Source organism: Salmonella sp. SAL04162, from assembly GCF_046551535.1.
GTDB classification, from domain to species: Bacteria; Pseudomonadota; Gammaproteobacteria; order Enterobacterales; family Enterobacteriaceae; genus Salmonella; species Salmonella enterica.
This window is the reverse complement of the sequence record NZ_JBGDVX010000014.1, coordinates 116,630-135,953: the sequence shown is the minus strand read 5'-3', so window position 1 is coordinate 135,953 and position 19,324 is coordinate 116,630. Positions and strand designations below refer to the sequence as shown.

Sequence of the window (19,324 nt, the reverse complement as noted above, 5' to 3'; positions counted from 1 at the left end):
AGCCTTTGCAGAAATGCAGGGGCTGTTTCATATCAGACAAGCGCAATGAAATTTTCAAATGCTTTCCAGAAATTCAAAGGCCTTAAGCTTTATCTGTATCTTACGGTCCCCGCACGGAAAGTAACTTTCCTGAACAGGAACCGCCTTGCCAGCCTTAACTTTCTAAACGGTTAAAGTTACACCAGGCTGTAAATGGTGAAACAGTTTTTGAAGCCCATGAAACACCGCTGTCGGAAAGATAACTAGCCCCAAGACGTCTAACTTCTTTTTGATGTAGAGCTAATTCTTTCGGATCGGCAATATCTTCCACCACGCTCATCATGGCAATCTGAACTCCGGGAGATGCCATTTTATAAGCTGTCGAGCTTGCAACTGAATTTTTCAGGATTGCCAATCTTTCTTTTTCTGGTCGCCCGTTGTCAGACGTATTCGCGTACGTTGTACCCGCAACTAACAATGGAAGACTGGCGTTGGCACAGAACTGCATAACGCGTTTTTGCTGGAGCTGTAATTCAGTGGCTGCAAATGCTTTACTGCATCCGAGGATCCCGATAATCATCACTAATGCTGTTTTATACATAAAATTGAAACCGTCCTTATTGAACTTTAAATGTTGCGGTTAACACTGTGTGGAGATGTATGGACTGGATAATACCCACATGCCTGCGCCTGCCAGTATACCGGCTCAGGTATTAAACCTAAGAGATCTGGTGCACCGGATTTTACCTTTTCATTTCGGTTTTATCTTGAGCCTGGCTCTTGAGTTTAAATTTAAAGGTATGGCGCATGCAGGTTTCACTGACGGGTTTTCACACATCCCGGCTGTAACCCATCATTGTTCATGAGCCAGGCCCTGGTATCCTGCCCAGCGTACGGCCAGCCGCTCTAAGTCCAGATCGTACACCAGCGGTGTGATTTTACGGCCTTCAAACAGCTCGCCCAGCTCAATGCCTGGCTTAAAATGAACGGTCAGGGTGGCCGGATCTATGCCCATAAGATCGGCATCAAACAGAGCATGCATTGTTGGAGTCATCAGGATGCCATTAGACGGATTGTACCGGGTTCCATGTTCAATGTGTGCCGCATCCAGGACACCGCCATTAACCCAACCGGTTACCGCACAACGGCCCGCGAAATTCTCGATGAGCAGAGCTTTAAATTTACCCTGTGCCACGCCACTACGTTGCGTCACTACGCGCTCGCAGTGCTCACCCTGGATATCTACGTCAGGTTTCCGCTTTGGTTCGCTGGTGGCCGTCTCAGCTTGTTTTAGGGTGGAACGTGGATAGGCCAGGTTATATGCTGCGCCTGTGGTCATTTGCTCGATGACCGCAGGTGCATAACCTTCTGCTTCCAGCTTACGATATGCAGCCCGGTAGTCTCTTTGGGTTTTCAGCGGGTATATCTTTCCGCCTTTACCATCGAAAGCGATAAACCAGAAATCGTCCGTGCCAGTTTCCAGATTTCTGCAACGTTTCAGATGCCATCCGCCTTCTCTCGCCCAGATGGTACGGTTATTTCTGGCATTCGTTTTGTCATAACCGTTCTCGTCAAGCCAGCTATCAAAGCTGGTCAGCCCCAGATCCTGAACCTCCAGAGAAGGCACTCGAATGACCTGCAAGGTATGGCGGGGTCTTGGCTCTCTCATCTTGATCTCTTCCTAGCGCTGGTCTGGGAAATACGGATATTGCGGGCCATATTCATAGTCATGCGGGCCTGGCTCAACTTCCCAGAATGGACGGCCGCTAATTGTCTTTGGACCGCGCTCGTTTACGATGTCTTCTACATCCTGAATATTAAATGGCATCGTTGCCAGTAACAGCTGATCTTCGGGTGTCAGCGTCACAGTTGCACCGTCGATACGGCTGTAAAGGTCGGCAAACTGTTTACCTGCACCGTGCAACCGGTGCTCCGCTACACTTCTGATTGCGTGTAAGTCCAGCTCCGCCGCTTCCATGCGATCCACGTATAGTTTCATTTCTTTACGCAAAGCGCTCAGCTCACGGGCTTTAATAAACCCGCAGGCGTACCCACCCAGGGCGATAACTGCAATGATTGCTAAAATTGCCATTTTTTTCTCTCACGTGATTGCGGCCGTTACTCTAGTCTTAATGTGAAGTCTGGGAATTCGCTGGATGTTAAGTACGTTTTCATCCCCAGACTGACAGATGCTAAGGCGCGATCCCAACACTCCATTTGTAAGTATCAGGCCCATCTTCTCCGCTGGTGGCATCTGCTACAATCTGTGCATAACGTTCTCCAGCAAGTTCTCTTACCATCTGATCCACGACCCATTGCAGATGATGCATTTCATCGGTTCCGCCGTAACGACAAGCCAACTCAATAGCCCGCTCTATTCTTTTTTGTTCTTCAGTCATACTGAATCCTCACGCTTACATCAGCTATTCTGAAAACATGCACACTATAAATTGCGGCTGTCATTTCTCAGCCAGGCGCCTGCATTGCTGCCTCATTCCATCAAAAATACTTTCCGCAAGCTGCTGGGGGAACTGGTCCGGAAGAAGCCCGCTAACACGTTCAATGACACCCGGGGTTCTGGCGATGATTTCCTCTATCATCGCCTCTGTCTGCTGTTTACTCAGGCCGGTTATCTCACCATGCCTGATCCAGTGGCGTCGTTGTATTCGATATATCTGGTAATAGTTGCTACTGCCACGTACGGCCATCGCCAGTTTGCACTTCTGCCAGGATATCTGATTGTTCCCATGACCGATCACCGGCCATGCCGACAACACATCATAGAGTGGTGTAAGGTGATAACGTCCCTGTGGCCCAATAGAAATACTGAAATTTTTAGCGTGGCCATCTGTTGCGGCCATCATCCAGAAAACTATCTGCGTCATAAAAAACTGCGCTTTGTCACGCTCAGCACGGTCTGAATTACTCAGAACTTCCATAATTTCCGATATACCTGGCCCGCCGTCCGCCTGATATTTTCGTAATGGCGAAATGCCCAGGGCCTGACACATATCCTCCTGGGGTAAACGAATGATCCATTGTCCGTTTCCTGACCATTTTCGGTCAAAACGTTCTACCACCAGCGCTTTCTGATCTTCAAAGTGAGCAATCTGCGTTCTTGCCACGGGGAGCCCGTACTGTTCGAGAAGTACCGAGCAGAGCCATTCATTTTCAACCGACGAGCGCATGTCGGCTTTCATGTTCCCCACAAGTCCGAGCGGTAGCTTGAATATATGCGTCGTTGGTGTATTACCCTCCGGCATACACCACCGATCTTCATGCCACAGTAGGGCTGTTTTCTCCTGAGCACCGGCAATAGATAAACGTAAGTCGTCGTTATCTTCTGGCCTGCCCGGTAGCAATGTCTCCGTGGTATTACGCAAAGTTGCCGCAATTTCTGATTCAGTAAGCGGGTGATACTTCACGGAATATAAATCTGTGGGTTCATCTCCGTCATGAAGCAGCTGTATCGCGCCCACGCAGTCTTTTCCCAGCTCCGTCAGAAGATCAAAAGGCTCCAGGCTATCGGCCTTGTAACGCATTGCCAGACGTCTGCGTATGCCTTCGCTGTCCGGGAGTAAATTATCAAAATAGTCACGTACCACATTTCCACGCCAGACCTGGTTCCCGGGAGTAAAAGGAAGGGACAATGACAGCGGCCTTCCCTGTTCGTCTGCACTCCAGTCAGGAAGGTATTGTAAGCTGTCTACCCCTTTACTTTTTTCCCAGTATCCGACTTTGATTCCGTTCATCCAGATTGCCAGACGCTGCTGTTTCCGGCTCATATCGTTACCATTTCTCCTGTCGTGCAGGTGAGTTTGATTTAAGCATTTCTTCCGTCTGCTTCCCCTCTGAAGAGGCGGTTGTCGAGGAGAAGCTGATTTTTACGCCCAGGATAGAAAACACCTTGAATAGCCGTTCAATGCTCGCACTGGCAGGGTTGGCTTCCAGACGTGAGTATGTCTGTTGAGTGACCCCTAACCTTTCGGACAGGTCTTTTTGCGTCAGGCCATTCGCCTTGCGAAAACCAATGAGCAAGGGACGCAACTGGTTGAGCGTGTTTAACGGGTAATCATTATTGATCATAAGCTGGCCTCAGTAGTTCCTCTGATACACCTTGTACGCTGTTTTCTAAACATACACCCTAAAAGCTGTAATATCAAATTAACAGCCTAAAAGCTGTTAAATAGAGAGTACAACCTTTAGGCTGTTACTAAGTGGCAGCATAAATCTTTATGAGGTTTGATATGAGAGAACTATCAATAATAAGCCGTTACGCTCGTACAGCATCCGGTAAGAGAGCTGACAGATCAGGATCATCGGTAAACGAGAAGCGGAGTATCTTATGGCCCTGTTGTGAGCTGTATAAATAACTACGAGCTACTCTCTGCCTCGGGGAGGAGGCAGAGAGAGTATTAAAAGCAAAGGCAGACATTTTTAGCAGCTGGTGGGCTATGGGGTTCCGGAGGTGCTCCGGTGAATGTTACTTGACTGGCAAGTTTCCTGCTCTGATGGTCAATGCCTCGATGCTGTCTATATTGTTCTGAAGCCGTTCCAGTTCTGCCTTTTCAATACCGGCCCAAAGCTTTAAGTGTCGCTGATAAAGGGACCACTTGAGTGAGTGAAAACCATTCCAGGCCAACCCCATCCAGGAGGCGTAATTCGCATTGAGAATATTGCCGGTGATATACATTTTACCTGCGTTAACAGCACTGGAAGTTCCATAACCCAGGGCAAGCATCATCCGGAAGCGTGGATTTAGCCGCAACGGCATGGTATCCAGTAAGGTCTCCCCAAAAGCTCCTTTTCCCAGCGATACCTGTTTCGCCACATAGAAAACCCGCATCAAAACTTCCATTATGCTCATCGGAATACTTGTCACGATAAACTGACGAAAGTCATACCCGTTGACATACATGTACTCTATTTGTTTGCCGAAGTTAGAACTCCCCACAGGGATCCCCTCAAGCATACGAAGTAGCCCCATAAAAGGAGCCGGTAACCCCATGCCACGGTTTCCTTTTGCTGAGGGGGCATTAACATCCGATGCCAGGTGTCCAAACATTCTGGCGATGAGCCTGAAAATATTGGTTTCGTCTGTAACGCCTTTACTGGAAGGATAAACCACGATCTGTCCATTCTGAACCACCGTACAGGTCCCGTTCAGCATATCCTTTATACCGAAAATAATGCCCAGTACGGGATCGTGTGACAAAGCTCTTAAGCGGTGATTTGTGGGAGACAAAACGCCACCGGCCGCACCCACTAAATCGCTGCTGATCGAACTGTCTGGTGCCCCTATAGGGAACAAATCTGAGAGTTTTGTACTCAGGTCCTCCGGCAAAATGGCATTGAAGGCTTTCTGCACCTGTTTATTGAAAATACCATCCACTTCTGCCGTAAAGCTCACCGTAGGTTTTGGCGGGGCTCTGACGCAAAGTAAATCCAGCATGGATGCTATGAGCCCGCATCCGCAGGCAATAGCATAATCCCAGGCGTCGAGTGCGTAGCGATCATTAAATTCTTTAATATGATTCTGGATCCGGGCATCTACAACAGCCAAGTCATCCGTGGAGAGTATTGTGGCCAGTCCAATATCACCGCATACACGCTGGTTAGCCTCGCTATATATAGTCTTGAGACCAGTAGAATGCATGGCAGTATCTGAAGGGGTCATTTCTCGCAGATGATGTTCTTTAAGCGCCAGATGCTCCGCTTCATCAAGTTCAGTGCCGCTGATTAGCCCGGTCAACTGTGCCTTAAGGCTCTCTATATCACTGTTAATTGTCTCGTGAGCGTTCGCGATATCCTGACCACGGAGCTGAATATAACGGATGGCCCTGAACTCATCATCATAAGGAGACTGACTCATGTGTTTACCTCACCGCGACCAGGCTACCTTTTGGAGCTTTCTTAGTAAGCATGTCGATTGTTGCCTTGATGCCAGCAATTTCTGCCTTAAAATATTCCGCATTCGACATCAACCTTTCCTGAACTTCGTAGAGCTTTTGGATGGCCTGACTAAGGGCGGCTGTCAGTTTCGCATTTTTTTTGTGTTTCACTATCGCGTACCCGCCAATCCCTAACACAGCTACAGGTGCGGCCAATACCGCAATGCCTGCAACCATACCGCCACCGACGATAGACCCTGCTGTAGCGAGCCCGGAGGTTATGCCTGCTGCTGACACTCCCGTTGTACCAAGCGTATAGAGAGCACCGAAGGAAGCCGCTGCGCCTACGCCTGACCCCGCCAAAGCTGCTGCGCCCTCAGTAATACCCGGGAACTTATTTTCAAGCGCCTGAAGAGCACTTGTAACTTCATCCATTGCCTTCTTGCGAATTTTTTCGAGCTCTTCAGTTTCGGTAGCGTCCATTACAGGCCTCGTATTCATAACTTGCTGTGTGATAGGTGAAAAAGAGCACCATAAAAGTGATGAAGAAATCATGACTTACTATTGTGGCACTTTCGAGTTCATGTTTGTCAGTTTCAATGCTGTTGCTGTTAGTAAGGGCAGACGCCATATCGGGCAGACCCAAAATAACTATCGTGCCAGCGTCATTTTGGAACTGACTTTGCTAAAAATCAGTAGCGGACTGAACAGACATGTGTGGATTTGAATCTGGGCAGGTTCCAGACATTATTCCAACCAGACTTCCAATGACAAAATGCTCGTCATTCTCGGAGACGACATAGGGTCCACCAGAGCAACCATCGGTGTTGAAATGTGCTATTACAAAGCGAGTTGTGAGATGTTGGGGAGAATGATTTGAGCAATTTAAAGGCCAAATGCCTGAAACTTCACCAGGGAATGTCGAAATTGTTGTCTCATTCATTGGATATCCGACACCCAATGTACCCATGCCAGCTGCGGGAGCCAGGACCTTAAAGTAACTACTTACAGGCTGTTGTATTCCAGCTGGTAATACGATTTCTGCACTGTCAACAAACGGAATGCCGTCTTTAAAGTCTGCCCTGTCATTAGCCTCATTGAGAATGAAATCGACTAGAACAGGCTCTTCGTTCACCAGTCCTTGATGGTTAAGAAATTTGACGTAAAGTTTAAGTGTATTGCTGACGGGATAAATTTTTCCAAGAGCATTGGTAACAACATGGGCTGCGGTGAGAATCTTTTGCTGCTGACCATTATCGAAACCAAACGCAGTTGCTTCGAGATGGCTACTAAAATGAGGATCATTGCTTACATAGATTTTACAAACGTAGTTTTCAAACATTATTTCCTCCTTTTGCCGGTACCTAATCAGTTACACGGCTGCATGTTATAAACAACTAAACTCGCTTCCTGATATTTGAGTTTGTATGTTTTGCCAGGCACCAGCTCACCTCTGAAACACGGTTAGTCTCCTCCATGACATGGTTATGGCGATGGTCAGAAACTGTTATCGACGAAAGGCTGGAATTCCTTTAATGGCATTATCCATTTCAAGTCGTATGTCCTGAACGGGAGCGTATATTTTTATGATTCCAGATCTTAACCCTGAAACATTCCCCGTATCAAAACTGACCCGTTACAGATAAGTCACCACCGGTGCTGTCGATTAATTTAGTGAATTGCATGTCCTCATCCCATAAAGGGTAGGGCCTACCCCCGGCATCGAGCAAACCTGACCACCCTGCCCTTATTAAGACCCCACATGCGGCAATGGTGCCCTGTCCACGCCGCCCGCGAACTTTGAGGAAATGGGGAGAAAATAAAAAGAAAACAAAAAGTTATCGGCTGAAGTACCGGCGCAGATCGGGAATCAGGCGAAGCCTGACAGCACGTTAGGGCCTGGCAGGGGGCTTGAGGGATGAGGACATGCAATTGTGATAACCTTCCCGCCACGGGGTCGGTTAAATTCGTATCCTGCCGGTGCAATTCCAACGGCCGCGTTACCAGTTCGCCGGGTAGCATGGCCAGCAAAGCCAGGCATCGAGCACCCGGGTTTCACTGACGGCCGCTGCATAGACGCCGGTATCCGGGAAGAAATAAACCGGGGTGGCGTTGTTCAGCTGGTCGCCTTCATCGGCCAGAGCGCCGATCACCTCATGAGGCTTAAGCAGCATATCCGTTAAATATTCATCCGGGTGGATGGCATTCAGCGATATGGCCATCTCCAGAAATTCATCCAGGGTATGGCGGGTACGATACCCCCGGAAAACCTCGTATGAAGGCGTGACGCATTCACCATCCAGGGAACAGGCATCGTAACCGGCCAGCTGCTCTTCGGTGAGTCCGGAGGCATGCTTTGCCACAAGATTCGTAAATTGCTCTTTATCGTCCATCACAATCCTTACGCTGTAGGGGCCTGTTTGTGTTATCACTGCTTCCGGTTTTTACTTCGCACAACCCGGCAGGTATCCGGTCGCCCGGGCGTCCTTTGCGGTCTTGTTCGCCCTTCGCCTGAATTACGTCAAATCCCTTTCACTACCCGGCCGCAGGGTGACACCTCCCCTTTTCTCCGGAAGCGAAAGAGGAAGAACAGTTTAACAGCCCGGATCCTCAATAATTTTCGCGTAACGGACTAAATAACCGGTTTATGCAGCTTCTGATAACCACAGACCGCGATAGAATAAAACGTCTGGTGAGGAACCGGAGTGTTATGTAAGCGGGGGGTTTAACTGGGTATCTGTGTAGTCCTATTTAGCCAGATATCCCGAATAAAAACCTCAACGATTAGGTAAACGAAATGGATGGATTCTGGTCGATGTTCTGTTTGTTTGTCGTGGTAGTTTCACTGCATAAAGCCCTTTCTGTAGCAGCAGCACGAGCAGACGCAGCAAAATTAAATATGCTTCTCAGAATGAGAAAGTTTAAAAAGTAGCTTTCAAGACATCTGAGAATTCTTTTAAATCCTCAGAGGAAGTTATATGTTTAGGCTATTTGCAAACTAAGGTTGGAATTCCATCATTCTAGCCTTAGATCTTTGATCAAGTGAAGTTGCTCACTTGGTTGGATTTTACCGTTTCCTGACGGCTTTTCAGAAGCGAGGGCTGGTTGGAATGCCTTCCAGCTAGAAGTCTTGCAGATGCTCTCCGGGCATTAACTCATTGTCGAATCTGCACCAGTATCACTAGGTTGTTGAGCGGGCGATTAGCTTTTTCACTGAGCCGCTGTACACTCGACTGCTTCAAGAAGCACTACTTACCATTTGCCTGCCGTAAGGTCTGTTCTTAGCTGGATTTTTTTGGGAGGATACGCAGTCATGACAACTCAATCCAGCTCAATACAATACGCTTACGCGCTAGACGGCGAGGGCACCCTCACGCACATTGGCGCTGCCCTGCGCTCACATACTTACACCTGCCCAGGTTGTAAGAGCCCCCTGACCCCGGTAATGGGCGAGTTCAACGCTAAGCACTTTCGCCATTCGGAAGAATGCTGTGCCCTTGAAACCTATCTTCACAAGTGCGGCAAAGAAGCATTCTTCTATCGCTACCAACAAGCTCTCAGCCGTGAAATGCCTATTAGCCTTGAGCTGGAGCGCCGGGTTGCCTGTAATGGTTCTCGTTTAGCCTTGGTTAGAGACGAAGCACGTCAGTGCGTAAAATCCGTGCCTGCACGCTACAACTTGACTCAATTTTTCGATCAGGCAGAGCTGGAAAAACACGATAAGGTCACAGGGCTGCGACCAGACGTGATGTTGTATGATACGACTGGCGAAAGGCGTTGCTACGTAGAGATTTGTGTCACACACCCCTGCTCTCAAGACAAGATCGAAGCCGGTATCCCGATTCTTGAGTTTAAGGTCCAATCTGCCTCTGATATTCAGATGTTGCTTACCGGGGCCTACTCGATCAAGGAGAAGATCCTGAGAGTATTCAACTGGCTTCCCCCGTTTCAATCTGTGGACACCTGTAGCGGCGTCTGCTCAGTAGGTAACGTGGATATGTCTGTCTGGAGTTTAAGTGGTTCCGGCCGACTCAACGAACAAACGATGCCGCTCGCTGAAGTGGATTTAACAATCAATTCTGACGTGAACACATGGCCTAGATCGTTAGGGGCCGCTGAGCTGGCTGATAACTTACGAGCTTTTATCCGTCACGCCGATCCTCATTCACTATTTCCCAACTGCATTATGTGCGAGCAAGCAGGCCGATGGGAGGATGGCTATCTGCAATGTCACAGTAAGGCAAAGATCGTTCCCTACACCGAGGCCCGTCAGTGCGCCAATTACAAGGTTAAGGCATGACCAAAAGACTGACTTGGGAGCAGAAAAGTATTGTCAGCCATGACACCGGACATGCGTTGGTAAAAGCCGTACCTGGTAGCGGGAAAACAACCACACTTGTAAAGCGCGTTGAGCGGCTGGTCAAGACGGGAACTGATCCTCGCTCCATTCTGATCCTGATGTACAACAAGTCGGCGCAGGTGAGCTTCACGGAGAACTTGAAGACGGCACTGATGTCGAGCGTGATTCCAGAAATCCGCACGTTCCACAGCTTGGCCTTAAAGATTGTTGGTTACGGAGAACGCCAACAGATAATCAAGAAGAAAGACCTCATTACTCCAAGCGACTACCGCTATGAGCAACTGGTAAAGCAAGCCTACCGCTATGGCTTTGACCATGAGGCGAATTATATTGACCCCAATGAAATTGAAAACTTCGAGCTGTTTATTGCTCGCTGCCGGGCGGCGGCCGTAACTCCTGTTGATGCTGCCAATGATCCAACGTTCAGCAACATCAAACGGGAGTTTATTCACGCCTATGGCCGCTATTGTGAGCTGCTGGAGGAAAACAGTCTGCGAACCTTTGATGACTGTTTGATTGAGGCTGTCGCACTGTTGCGTAATGACAGCAGCCTTGGTGCCCACTTCAAGCACATCATTGTTGATGAATATCAGGACGTTAACCTGATACAGCATGACATGACCCGCTTGCTATCTAAGTCGGATACGTCGGTTATGGCTGTTGGTGATGTTAACCAGTGTATTTATGAGTGGCGTGGTGCTCGACCAGACTTTATCGGCGGACTGTTTGAAAGGCACTACCCGAATACGAAGGTGTTTCAACTGTCATGCACGTTCAGATTTGGCCATGAGCTTTCCTTGATGGCTAACTCGGTAATTCGGCGCAACTCTACAAAGCTGACCAAGCTTTGTGTCAGTCATCCTAGCACCCCCAAAACAGAGGTCAGATTGCACTTTGATAACTGCCTATCCAAGGTGCTATCAAACCTCTCGGTGAGCAGTGGAACACAAGCCATATTGTCCCGCACTAAGGCGAACCTTGCTGAGGCGGAAATTGCTTTACGCCTGTGTGGGCTACCTTATCGCTACCTCAATGGTTCAAGCGCATTACACACCCGCACCGAAATCGGGATACTGGTAGTTGGCGTCTTGCTGTCTGTGTACGGCGATCTGCGGCTACTGGAAAACCATCCCAACAAACAAGCGATTGTTTACGGCTTTCTGAAGGAGGCTGGTTTTAGATGGCAGAAAGGGCAATTCAAAGCGGCGCTCAGTGGATTGATGGCTCCGCACGCCGACCTATGGTCTGCTCTAGGTCAGTTATTCGAGGGCGCACAATACCAAAAAGATCGGCTGGGCAGGCTCGCCACTATCTGCCAGAAAGACGGAGAGGAAACGCCTGCTATCGATGTGTTACGACGCCTGAGTATGGAGGGTTTCATTGATAGTGTTGGCTCTGAGGGTGTAACTCGCACTGGATCGAACGACCAGCAACGAGGGGTCGTGAGGATCGGGGAGCTACTTGACTCCAGTAAGATCGATTCCCGCACGTTTTTAAACCTTATCTTGAATCCAGGCGAGGCTGCTACTGACTGCGATCCCTTCATCCTTTCCACACTGCATGGTTCCAAGGGGCTGGAGTGGGATAACGTAATACTGATCGGGCTGAATGAGCAGGAATTTCCTGGCGGCAAACCCGATGATGTTTACAGCGTTCGCACATCGATGAACACCCCTCCGGCCGAAGAGGAAATCGAGGAGGAACGTCGGCTGTTTTATGTCGGTATCACTCGCACAAAACAGCAGCTAAATCTGGTGGTCCCTCTTGATGAAGGGCTTGCGCGGTGGCTCAAAAACCGCTGGGATAGCACCCCGAAGAAGTCACCGATAGCTACTCGCTTCGTCTATGAGGCTGGCTGGACTGCTTGTGCGGTTACCAGTGATGCGATCTATAACAGCACGGTAGAGAAACAGAAGGCTGACTTCAGCAAGTTTCACCAATGGTATCTAAGAGATCTTCAGCGGCTAAAAGTCTAGGGCTACCGATACTTTTCGATTTCAGACAGGTGCTCGTTATCCAGATCAATTGTGGCTTTTCTTTCAGAAGCGAGCTTCTTCGCTCGCTTTGCATACTGAAGCCCCTTGGCTGGCTGCTCTCCGCGTAGGATCTGTTCAGCCTGCTTGCTCGTGCTGTGCCCCAGAAAGCGTTCGTACTGCTCGTCAGATACCTCAGTGCCGATCAGTCGTTCGATCCAGCCGCTTTTCGGCGGGTAACTTACGCCCAGCGCAAGCAACTGCCTTTTCTGTACCCACTATTTCCGGCGCGGCCGGCTTCAATCAAGGCTTTGGTTAGAACTACAGCCATTTGGGGACTCTCATACACAAACCTGAACCATGCGGGTCTGATTGGCGGTCAAGATAGCAGCGCATCGAAATCAACACTGAACTCTGCTTCTAAGAACTCAATCGTGGCTGGTTGGCTATCGAGCGATGCTTCCCGTGTAGACTCCAGTGCGCACTCCAATCGACGCAGCAGAGTAAACGGCAAAATGATCTTGCCGAAGTCGGTATGCTTGAAATCCCCCCCACAGGTCTTCCGCGTTCTTCCAAATGAAATCAGCTTGCGAAGCAGCCGAACCTACGAACTCTGCCATCTTGGCCTCCAACCAACTTTTGCACGAAACGGCACATCTTCCAAAAGAGGGTTGTCAACCAAGTTTTGCACAAAACGGACTTTGATCCATTTCTAACTAAAATCTACAATCCAACCTCAGATTGCAAATAGCCTATGTTTATTACAGATGGTATGGTTCGTGTTTTTGTTTATTCGATGGCAACTGTACTCTTTCTGCCGCTTGGCTTGTTGAAAAGCACGTGGTGGTTTTCACCATTGTTTGCGATAGCTGCTATTGATTACTTAATGTTTCTGCGTCGACAAGGCTAGTTGCTGAACCTCATACCTCAGAGCAATCTGTATGTTTTTTACACCACTGGTTAAAAGGTCAGGCTACGTTCCTGACGTTTTTTAAAAAACAGTTTTATGTTTGATGCGTTACTGGTCTGTCTGGTAACCCAGTGGTACATTACCATTATTAAGGCTGGCTGGCGGTGGTGCATCATGCTTAAACGACCCTCTCTGAGCGTACTTTCCGACAGTCCTGTGCACCGCACCACTTACCCGGCAGGCCTATGTCTTGGTTATTCTTCGTTGTACCTTTTTCTTCAGCTTTATCCCTGACATGTCTGTCTGAACAGTTCTAAGCAAACCGGAATGTTGTCATGGCCAAAGTACAAGGGCTCTTTGTTGGATACCGAAAATTCGCTGTTGATCGCGACTGGCTTCGTCAGCAGGAAGAACAACGTTATCGGGATCGCCAGCGACAATTTGATGAATGGTCCAGGAAATGGGTCACTGTAACCAGGCTCAAAGAGACTCGTTTATGGACTGACGGAGCCATCAGGCGATGGTTGGGTGAACCTCAGCAGCAGGGTAAATATAAAGTTTTCCCCGTTGAAGCGGTTTTGGCTGCTGAGAAGTTGAATGAGTTTCGGCTCTGGCTTAAACCCCGACTGGAAAAGAAACGTGCCCAGCACCACCACTTTTTAATTCCATTTCTGTAAAGTAGAAACAACGGCAGTTCCGGCCGCATTCAAGGCTTCGGCATCTGGTCAGAAATAAAGCGCCATTTTTCAGTATAAGGGAGGTTAGATAGTGGAAGGTATTGAGACACTGAGTTTGCAGCTTGATGAGAATGAAACTATGGCCCTTGCTCAATTAGTTAAACGTCTGAGCTGGAGCGATCTTCGTGGCTGTGCTGTGAGTGACGAAGAAGCCTGGGTAATGAAAAGCGCAATTGAAAAATTACAACAGGCGTTAAGGGAAGAAGGTTATGCGCCTCGATGAGGCTGGCTTCGTTCTTTATTCCGATAACAAATTTGCTTAAGGACTAACTATGAGCCAGCACTGGTATGAGGTGAAAAGCAATCAGGGAATTGTTCAGGTGATTGTTGGGAGAAGATATTAATGTAATGCGTTTCTGCATTACATCAAGCAGATTAGCTTTTTCTGGTCAAAATAGACGATGTGATTTTTCTTTAGCCGAAGTCCATCCGCTCCCCACGCAACCGGTAAAGGTTCGCAGGTTTAATAAAGATAGGTTTCGTATCTCCCTAAGGGTGGGATAGGTAAACTCATAATGGCATCTGTGTTTACTATGTAAGTATTCGGGTAAAATTCATCTAATACAGTAAAGTTTAGTTTCTTACAAAAGCTTAATAAATATGGGTTTTTCACGTCTTCTATTACAACATCGCACCAGGGATTCGATTCACAGCAAAGCTTCAGAAAAGACTTAAACCATCCCTTGTTTTGTATTTCTTCCGGAAGCCGTACCACATGTATGGTCAGACAATCTCCATGATAACGATTAGTACTTTGTCTAAGCCCTACAACAATCCCCTTTTCTTGAATCTGTACACCTGCCTGATGCTCTTTCATGTCGGGCGTATAGTGCCTTGCTCTGTTTAACCAGGCCACCAGCTGCTGAGCCGTACTTGGTGATTCTTCAGCTATCCATTTCAGGTACTTGATGCGGTCCATATGCGCCTCCCTGTACGATTTCCAATGAACAAAGGCTCTACAGTATTAAGCTGCTGTAGAGCTCATTCAACCAAGCTCAAACTGTGCGTATTAAAGGATGCCTAACCTTTTTGTTTCATCGATCCACGGTCTGAATTCTTCCAGTAGATTATCATATAACTTTTCATCGCTAATCGAACCGAAATCATCCATGGCAAAGAAGTGGGTGTTATCAACCCGGCGGTCAGTAAAGTCATCCAGATTTTTGAGGATACCGTAGCTTGAACCACCCAGGCCGACAAACTTCCAGAAGATGGGGTAGTTGGCAGAACGCCGGATTGCATCTTTAATCGCCCGGGTCTTGCTGATCCCGCCATCGGTAATAAATACAACATACACCGGGATTTTCGAGTCCTTAAAGTAGTCGACTATTTCTTCCATCACAGGAGGCTCGTTGTTTGTCCCTCCGAGGCCCGGCAGGTTCTCCCAGGCTGAACGCTTTCCAGCCCCGCGAATGGACTGAATATATGTGTCCAGGTTGTCCAGTGTGACGTTTGGATACTTCTTATGCTTCTCTCCAAATCCCCAGACATCCATTTCACCGTCGTCGTCGAACTGGGCGGCAAGAACGGCGATGCGGTCCAGCACAGACTGAACGTTACCCTTACTGAACTGGCCACTCATTGAGCCGGATGCGTCAAGTACAAATGCAACCGCTGCCTCAAGGGTGTCCAGTTTATTTTTAGTAAGACTGACCGAGGCTTTTTTAGCGAGGCTTACAAGGCGCGGAGATCTGGTTTCCAGTTTCTTTTCCAGACTGATACGAGCAGGCTTTGCTGGCTGCGGAGCTGGCTGTGCGACATCAACGCCATAGCTAATGGCCAGAGGCTCAAGACCACCGTTGAAACCCTGCCCGAGCGCACGAAGCTTCCAGGCGCCATTGTGCCGATATACTTCACCCAGGATAATTGCTTTCTCACTGCGGCCCTGAGTCTCAGCCTGGAACTCAGCGATTCCTTGAGCCTGCATGCTCAACGAACTGAGCCCACTGATGGTATCTTCACCATCAATGACAACTGTGATTGCAATTTTACTGATGTTCGCAGGAACACGATCCAGTGCTATCTCAATGCTGGACTGCTGAGAACCGGTAACGAGCTTTACTGCCCCTTCAGGAGAAGACAGATTATTGTAAAAGATAAAGTCAGAATCGCCGCTGACCTTTCCCTGAGCATTAAGCAGGAACAGGCAGGTATCGGGTTCGCCTTTAAAGCCGGATTTGGTAGGGTACTGAAGATTCAGCCTGATCGCAGATTGCTGAAGTGGTATGTTTTGTCCGGATTGTAGATTCACATTAACTCTCCTGATTTTTGATTATTTTAAAGCGCAGCGTTTATATAGGTTCCCCTGGCTTAGTTCAGGACGCTGGATTTCTGGTGAGGCGTATATATGGTGTGACACCATATTTCATCACGTTGAAGTTTCTATACCTGTTGAATTGGAATTTCCATTGGTCGGGTATTTTATCTTCCAGAACCCGTGCCTTCATAAGTCGCAAACGTAACATATATCAGAGGGGCATGCTGTTGATATAAGGCACGGAATACAGGCTTTAACCAGCAACCAGAGAAAAATCCGTTTCCTGCCTTTAAAAGGCTCACGTCAGAATTAACATCTCTCTGCTTTCTGAGATTCCCGAACCCTTTCTGCCCCCCCCCTCCTGATAGCGGATCGCAACCAAAAAAAACCCCGGCATTGCCGGGGTATGATTCAGCGTTATTTTAGATGTTAACGCCGTGCTGGGAGGCAAGAGCCGCCAGGCCACCGGCAAAGCCCTGACCGACAGCTTTAAACTTCCACTCAGCGCCATGACGATACAGTTCACCGAAGACCATAGCGGTTTCGGTTGAGGCATCTTCAGACAGATCGAAACGGGCAATTTCCGTGCCGTTGTCGTTGTTGTAAACGCGCATGAAGCTGTTGCTCACCATGCCGAAGTTTTGTTTACGCGCTTCTGCATCATAGATGGTAACGGCAAACACCAGTTTTTTGATATCTGCTGAGACTTTGGTCAGATCGATTTTGACCTGCTCATCGTCGCCGTCGCCTTCACCGGTACGGTTGTCGCCCTGGTGCTCTACCGCGCCATCAGGGCTGGTTTTGTTATTGAAGAAAATGAAATGCGCATCTGACAACACTTTACCGTCTTCGCCTACTGCGAACACGGAAGCGTCCAGGTCAAAACCCTGACCATCGGTTACACGGGCATCCCAGCCTAGGCCAACCATAGCAACATTCATGGTTGGTGCTTCTTTGGTCAGAGATACATTGCCGCCTTTTACGAGAGAAACTGCCATTTTTAGCTCCTGCAAACAGTTGAATGAGGGCTGCATTAACAGCCCCGGGTAGAAAAGTTACTTTTTGATCAGGACGCGTTAATGCCGTACTGAGCACATACAGATGCCAGACCACCAGCATAACCCTGACCTACTGCGCGGAATTTCCACTCACCATTGTGGCGATACAGCTCGCCGAACAGCATGGCAGTCTCAGTGGACGCATCTTCGGTCAGATCGTAGCGAGCAACTTCAGTCTGGTTATCGTCATTAACCAGACGAATAAACGCACCGGATACCTGACCAAAGCTCTGGCGACGAGCCTGAGCATCGTGGATGGTCACAACGAAGATGATCTTGTCAACTTCAGACGGGACGGCGTCCAGTTTAATTTTCAGCGATTCATCATCACCATCGCCCTCACCGGTGCGGTTATCGCCGGTGTGCGTTACGGAACCGTCGGATGACGTCAGGTTGTTATAGAAGATGAAATCTGAATCGCCGCGCACTTTGCCGTTTGAGGCCAGCAGGAATGCTGAAGCATCCAGGTCAAAGTCCTGACCGTCTGTTGAACGCGCATCCCAGCCAAGGCCCACCAGGACGTTTTTCATTGACGGAGCTGCTTTACTTAGGGAGACGTTCCCGCCTTTGGAAAGAGAAACACTCATAAAATAACCTCTTCGATTAGTAATTGTTCAGGTTAACACTTAAGGGGATTAACTCCCCTTTTCCTCAGATTCAGGTTTGCCCGGGAACATGACGCTTGCGAGAATGCCCAGCGCCAGTACACCCAGTACAACATACAGGCTGGTTGTTGCCGCGATGCTGTAACCATGATGCCAGATGTGATCGGTCGCATTCAGGCCGAGTTTTGCCGCGATGAAGAACAGCAGCACGATAACGGCCTTCTCCAGATGAACCAGGTACTGTTTCAGTGCCTCAAGGACAAAGTACAGAGTACGCAGGCCCAGGATAGCAAACATCATGGCACTATAGACGATAAGCGGTTCACGACTGACGGCAATGATTGCCGGTACCGAGTCAAACGCGAACATTACGTCCGAGAGTTCAACCACAGCCACACACAGGAACAGCGGGGTCGCATACAGCGCCGCTTTTTTACCACGGCCAATGGTGACATCGCTGTTTTCTGGTTTCGCCAGTTCAGCATCCACTTCCTTCTGGTTAAGCAGGAAGGCATGCCCTCTGAGCTTCGGCCAGATAGGGAAGAAGCGTTTAACCATGCGGTAAGCCAGATGCTGGGAGTAATCCTCAATTTCATCATCGTCATCACCGCTTTTAAGCATCATGACCGCTGTCCAGGCAACGATAATAGCGAAGACAACTTCAACATACGGCCCCAGACTCAGCAGGCTCGTACCGATGGCGACAAAGATGCCCCTGAAGACAATGGCACCAATGATCCCCCAGTAGAGAACACGGTGGCGATAACGATCCGGAACGGCGAACCAGGAGAAGATGGCCATCATGACGAACAGGTTATCGACCGACAGCACTTTCTCCAGCGCATAACCCGTGACAAACAGACTGGCAACCTCAGCACCGTGGTGGATATAGAGGAAACCGGCAAATGCCATCGCAACCACAACCCAGAATACGGACCAGAGCGCCGCACTCTTCAGCGAAATAGGCTTGTCATCACGGTGCATAAACAGGTCAATAAAGATGGCACCGACTGAAAGCGCAATAAAAACAATGACCGTTTCAGTCGGGAAGCCGATGTGTGTGGAAACCATATTTTACCCTTAGGGATGTGGATCAGAGGCCAAATTCAGCCGGGTCGAAGCCCAACGCGATAGCGATCTCGCGGGAGGCCAGTTTCTCGTCCTGATCGAAGTTACCGTCACTTTTCGCAACGGCAATACCAACACGTAAGGCCAGCTGAGCGGCCTCAGGCTGATCTTTCAGCGCCAGGATGTATTTCATGGTTTCGCCCTTGCCGATTTCAACATCGAAATCGAAGCTTGAAACCAGTTTATTGAAGAACTCAATCACCTCATTGGTATCGAAGACCTTCAGCTCTTCTGAAGAGCGCAGAAAGCCCATCATTTTCTGCTTTTCTTCCGAACTTACGCCGTCACTCGATACGGCAATACGGGCACATACAGCAACGGTGCCCTGCATGAATTTTTTGTTTTTGAAACGGCCAACCTGGCGGGTCAGTTCGTCACGGCCTGAGTTAATGGCACCTTTAACTTTGTCGAAAAAGCTCATACCTG

21 protein-coding genes and 1 pseudogene are annotated in these 19,324 nt (G+C 48.7%); 4 read left to right on the top strand and 18 right to left on the bottom strand.

Annotated features, from left to right (window positions below; all coding sequences use genetic code 11):
- Positions 1–154 precede the first annotated feature (154 nt).
- From ACLJRH_RS22410 to ACLJRH_RS22365, 10 genes are all read right to left on the bottom strand, one after another.
- Positions 155–580 carry a hypothetical protein gene (locus ACLJRH_RS22410; RefSeq protein ID WP_000278471.1) on the bottom strand — a complete coding sequence of 142 codons (426 nt, stop codon included), beginning with the start codon at positions 578–580 and terminating at the stop codon, positions 155–157.
- A 252-nt stretch (positions 581–832) separates the two neighbouring features.
- On the bottom strand, positions 833–1,648 hold the full coding sequence (locus tag ACLJRH_RS22405) for an HNH endonuclease signature motif containing protein (RefSeq protein WP_001641519.1): 816 nt from the start codon (positions 1,646–1,648) through the stop codon (positions 833–835).
- A 12-nt stretch (positions 1,649–1,660) separates the two neighbouring features.
- On the bottom strand, positions 1,661–2,071 hold the full coding sequence (locus ACLJRH_RS22400; RefSeq protein WP_000985909.1) for a hypothetical protein: 411 nt from the start codon (positions 2,069–2,071) through the stop codon (positions 1,661–1,663).
- A 100-nt stretch (positions 2,072–2,171) separates the two neighbouring features.
- A complete protein-coding gene (locus ACLJRH_RS22395) occupies positions 2,172–2,378 on the bottom strand; it encodes a hypothetical protein (protein WP_000134171.1) in 207 nt (68 codons plus the stop codon).
- Between the two features lie 60 nt (positions 2,379–2,438).
- A complete protein-coding gene (locus ACLJRH_RS22390; protein WP_000088044.1) occupies positions 2,439–3,764 on the bottom strand; it encodes a type II toxin-antitoxin system HipA family toxin in 1,326 nt (441 codons plus the stop codon).
- A gap of 4 nt (positions 3,765–3,768) precedes the next feature.
- Positions 3,769–4,062, bottom strand: a complete 294-nt coding sequence (locus tag ACLJRH_RS22385; RefSeq protein ID WP_012477377.1) for a helix-turn-helix transcriptional regulator — start codon at positions 4,060–4,062, stop codon at positions 3,769–3,771.
- Between the two features lie 400 nt (positions 4,063–4,462).
- Positions 4,463–5,851, bottom strand: a complete 1,389-nt coding sequence (locus tag ACLJRH_RS22380) for a hypothetical protein (protein ID WP_000083579.1) — start codon at positions 5,849–5,851, stop codon at positions 4,463–4,465.
- A gap of 4 nt (positions 5,852–5,855) precedes the next feature.
- Positions 5,856–6,353, bottom strand: a complete 498-nt coding sequence (locus ACLJRH_RS22375; protein ID WP_000340139.1) for a membrane protein — start codon at positions 6,351–6,353, stop codon at positions 5,856–5,858.
- A gap of 202 nt (positions 6,354–6,555) precedes the next feature.
- Complete coding sequence (locus ACLJRH_RS22370; RefSeq protein ID WP_000462754.1) at positions 6,556–7,212, bottom strand: trypsin-like serine protease; 657 nt, start codon at positions 7,210–7,212, stop codon at positions 6,556–6,558.
- Between the two features lie 658 nt (positions 7,213–7,870).
- Positions 7,871–8,263: a hypothetical protein gene (locus tag ACLJRH_RS22365; RefSeq protein WP_000341066.1), complete on the bottom strand. Its 393-nt coding sequence runs from the start codon at positions 8,261–8,263 to the stop codon at positions 7,871–7,873.
- Between the two features lie 920 nt (positions 8,264–9,183).
- On the opposite strand from ACLJRH_RS22365, the gene ACLJRH_RS22360 reads away from it, so the two are divergent.
- Both ACLJRH_RS22360 and ACLJRH_RS22355 read left to right on the top strand, forming a co-directional pair.
- Positions 9,184–10,170, top strand: coding sequence for a hypothetical protein (locus ACLJRH_RS22360; RefSeq protein ID WP_000211823.1), 987 nt, complete (start codon positions 9,184–9,186; stop codon positions 10,168–10,170).
- Complete coding sequence (locus ACLJRH_RS22355; protein WP_000166877.1) at positions 10,167–12,206, top strand: ATP-dependent helicase; 2,040 nt, start codon at positions 10,167–10,169, stop codon at positions 12,204–12,206. The genes ACLJRH_RS22360 and ACLJRH_RS22355 overlap by 4 nt, the downstream gene beginning before the upstream one ends.
- 2 nt (positions 12,207–12,208) lie before the next feature.
- On the opposite strand, the gene ACLJRH_RS22350 is transcribed toward ACLJRH_RS22355, so the two are convergent.
- On the bottom strand, positions 12,209–12,463 hold the full coding sequence (locus ACLJRH_RS22350) for a hypothetical protein (RefSeq protein ID WP_000880375.1): 255 nt from the start codon (positions 12,461–12,463) through the stop codon (positions 12,209–12,211).
- 140 nt (positions 12,464–12,603) lie between these two features.
- A pseudogene (locus tag ACLJRH_RS22345) lies at positions 12,604–12,823 on the bottom strand (type I restriction-modification system subunit M N-terminal domain-containing protein); the annotation flags it as partial.
- Between the two features lie 625 nt (positions 12,824–13,448).
- On the opposite strand from ACLJRH_RS22345, the gene ACLJRH_RS22340 reads away from it, so the two are divergent.
- Together ACLJRH_RS22340 and ACLJRH_RS22335 are read left to right on the top strand one after the other, a co-directional pair.
- Complete coding sequence (locus ACLJRH_RS22340; protein WP_001151572.1) at positions 13,449–13,790, top strand: hypothetical protein; 342 nt, start codon at positions 13,449–13,451, stop codon at positions 13,788–13,790.
- Between the two features lie 91 nt (positions 13,791–13,881).
- The gene (locus tag ACLJRH_RS22335) at positions 13,882–14,073 is read left to right on the top strand and encodes a hypothetical protein (RefSeq protein ID WP_000398479.1); all 192 of its coding nucleotides are present in this window, start codon (positions 13,882–13,884) and stop codon (positions 14,071–14,073) included.
- 240 nt (positions 14,074–14,313) lie between these two features.
- Here ACLJRH_RS22335 and ACLJRH_RS22330 read toward each other — a convergent pair whose 3' ends face one another.
- From ACLJRH_RS22330 to ACLJRH_RS22305, 6 genes are all read right to left on the bottom strand, one after another.
- A complete protein-coding gene (locus ACLJRH_RS22330) occupies positions 14,314–14,769 on the bottom strand; it encodes a hypothetical protein (RefSeq protein WP_000374058.1) in 456 nt (151 codons plus the stop codon).
- Between the two features lie 90 nt (positions 14,770–14,859).
- Positions 14,860–16,101, bottom strand: coding sequence for a vWA domain-containing protein (locus ACLJRH_RS22325; RefSeq protein ID WP_001053340.1), 1,242 nt, complete (start codon positions 16,099–16,101; stop codon positions 14,860–14,862).
- Positions 16,102–16,529: 428 nt separating this feature from the next.
- Complete coding sequence (locus ACLJRH_RS22320) at positions 16,530–17,105, bottom strand: TerD family protein (RefSeq protein WP_000301247.1); 576 nt, start codon at positions 17,103–17,105, stop codon at positions 16,530–16,532.
- A 68-nt stretch (positions 17,106–17,173) separates the two neighbouring features.
- A complete protein-coding gene (gene terD, locus ACLJRH_RS22315; RefSeq protein WP_000116680.1) occupies positions 17,174–17,752 on the bottom strand; it encodes a tellurium resistance membrane protein TerD in 579 nt (192 codons plus the stop codon).
- A gap of 48 nt (positions 17,753–17,800) precedes the next feature.
- Positions 17,801–18,841 (bottom strand): tellurium resistance membrane protein TerC, encoded by a 1,041-nt coding sequence (gene terC, locus ACLJRH_RS22310; RefSeq protein WP_000255079.1) that lies wholly within the window; start codon positions 18,839–18,841, stop codon positions 17,801–17,803.
- A gap of 22 nt (positions 18,842–18,863) precedes the next feature.
- Positions 18,864–19,319, bottom strand: a complete 456-nt coding sequence (locus ACLJRH_RS22305; protein ID WP_000007449.1) for a tellurite resistance TerB family protein — start codon at positions 19,317–19,319, stop codon at positions 18,864–18,866.
- Positions 19,320–19,324: the final 5 nt, after the last annotated feature.